At 28.6% G+C, this 2090-nt stretch carries 4 protein-coding genes and 1 pseudogene; 1 reads left to right on the forward strand and 4 read right to left on the reverse strand.

Annotated features, from left to right (window positions below; translation table 11 throughout):
* From C4E06_RS27210 to C4E06_RS27220, 3 genes and pseudogenes are all read right to left on the reverse strand, one after another.
* Positions 1 to 301, reverse strand: a pseudogene (locus tag C4E06_RS27210) (hypothetical protein); the annotation flags it as partial.
* A 39-nt stretch (positions 302 to 340) separates the two neighbouring features.
* The gene (locus C4E06_RS27215) at positions 341 to 841 is read right to left on the reverse strand and encodes a PIN domain-containing protein (RefSeq protein ID WP_107671431.1); all 501 of its coding nucleotides are present in this window, start codon (positions 839 to 841) and stop codon (positions 341 to 343) included.
* The gene (locus C4E06_RS27220; protein WP_107671432.1) at positions 838 to 1122 is read right to left on the reverse strand and encodes a hypothetical protein; all 285 of its coding nucleotides are present in this window, start codon (positions 1120 to 1122) and stop codon (positions 838 to 840) included. The genes C4E06_RS27215 and C4E06_RS27220 overlap by 4 nt, the downstream gene beginning before the upstream one ends.
* A 273-nt stretch (positions 1123 to 1395) precedes the next feature.
* Here C4E06_RS27220 and C4E06_RS27225 point away from each other — a divergent pair, with 273 nt between their 5' ends.
* Positions 1396 to 1818, forward strand: a complete 423-nt coding sequence (locus tag C4E06_RS27225) for a hypothetical protein (RefSeq protein WP_198649096.1) — start codon at positions 1396 to 1398, stop codon at positions 1816 to 1818.
* A gap of 56 nt (positions 1819 to 1874) precedes the next feature.
* Here the strand turns inward: C4E06_RS27225 and C4E06_RS27230 are convergent.
* Positions 1875 to 2090, reverse strand: a 216-nt coding sequence (locus tag C4E06_RS27230) for a hemolysin XhlA family protein (RefSeq protein WP_107671433.1), incomplete at its 5' end; no start/stop codon positions are given.

Genomic DNA, 2090 nt, shown 5'->3' on the forward strand with positions numbered 1-2090 from the left:
TAAGTTCGATTCTTGAATCTTCTGTAAGATAAGCATCAATAGTTGGACGAATAGCTTCAAGAAATATTATTGCCATAGCTAAATAGCGATAATGAGATAATAATGGTTCTTTATAACTGAAAAAATCTAAAATTTCTAAACAACTATCTTCTAAAGACTGTGTTTGGTTTGGTGCATACTCATAAAGTTCCTCATAATGATTTTGCCAGATTTTATGAATAAGTTTCTGTAAAGATAAGGGAAGTTTATAATTCTCGGAAATTTCAAACTTTGTATATTCAGATAAGAATACTTTCTTCATTTAATTACTTATTTTATGTAAGCTTAACACGATTTTATATTACTGCCACAAATAAACTCGAAGATGATTAAAGTTAATTGAATCAATTCTTGATTTTTGTAAATAATTAAACAATTTAAAATCATCGGTTAAAACTAAATATTGATTCTTAGATAGTTCTATAATTCCACAGTCAGTTAACCCAAATTTGATAAATCCATTATTGTTAACAATCTCTTGACTAGATAAAGCACATTCGTCTATTTCAGAAATAAGTTGAGCAAATATAGCAAAGCATTTTGAGCGTTCTGGTTCACCTATTTGATTCGTTAAACTGTTAACTTCAGTTAAAATATTAGGGGTTGTGACTATTTTAGAAAATAAATTAATAAGTTTAATTAATAAATCATAATCTTCAGGAATAAATTGTTTAGTTCGTTTAAATTGAGAAATTCGTTTACGATTAGAAGATCCTACAATCAAAAGTAATAAAATATTAGTATCAATTAGAATTCCTTTATTTCGATATCTATTCAAAAGTATCTGAACATCATCCATTATAATTCTCTGATTTTAATTGATTTAAGCTCTCCTGTTTCTGCATCTATTTCGACAATTTTATATTCTCTTATATTCATTGCTGTCTTTAATACGTTAGGAAGATTTTTCTGTTGATCTATTGGTGGATCAAATAAGAAACCTAATGTTATTAACCAGGATTTTTTGTCTGATGATAGTTCAATTTCTTCTAATCTTATATCATTGACATTACCAAAAAGATCGATTATTTGATTCAAGTGATTTTTAGCTTTACTAACCGCTTGTCTAACGTCTATGGTCATTATTTTTTTATCGTTATATTTTATCAATATTTTATCATACACATCAATAATTATAATTCAGACATTAGATTATTGGTCAAATACACCACAGATTTATGATTGTTGGGTTTCATCCTTCAACCCAACCTACGAAATTAGCGAACACTAAAAGATTCGGTCATGCCATTCAAATAAGAATAGCATAGAAGTGATTAATATCACTTACATTAGATTTGTTAGTAATGTAAACTTAATATAGTCAATTTTAAACTTATTGCTTAAACTTCAGTTTAAATGTTAACTCAAAATCAAGTAATTCAATTAACTCAAGCAATCAAAGACCAAAGCAATACTAATAGTAAGTTCTATGGACGCTTATTAGAATGGTCAGATATTACTAATCACTATGGTATCGGTCTTTCGGATGAATATTTGTTTAGTACAGGAGAGTTTCCAGACCTTCTTCCTATGTTCAAATATCAAGATAAATTAAAGCTAACTCCGACTAAAGCACTAAAACCTAATTTAGTTATAGAAAGATTAATATATGCTCTAGATTGTTTTAAAGATTGGCATTATGGATTGCTTGGTTGGAACTGTGAACATTATGCTAGATTAGTAGCTACGAATGAAGCATTATCCTATCAAGTAAAATTATCACCTTTAGCTTTTTTAAATAACGGGGGATATAATCCTGATGCTGTTAGAGTTTTTTGATAAATATCTCGACAATTTAGGATTAAATACTTTAAATAGGTTAGAGGTTTGATCGCTTATGGATTACCACCTGGATAAGCAGTAATAACAAAACGAATAACTGTCCCGATCACAGCTGTTCCCAAAATACCAATTAATGTCCAAATTTGAGCTTTACTTGACCCTTTCAATTCTTTGACATCTTCTTTTAAGGTACTCACATCAGATTCTACCCTCGCTTGGCTTACCTCTATTTTAGTTAGTCTCTCATCAATTTTTTCTAGTTTCTGATT

It is taken from the genome of Cyanothece sp. BG0011 (assembly GCF_003013815.1).
Classification (GTDB): Bacteria; Cyanobacteriota; Cyanobacteriia; order Cyanobacteriales; family Microcystaceae; genus Crocosphaera.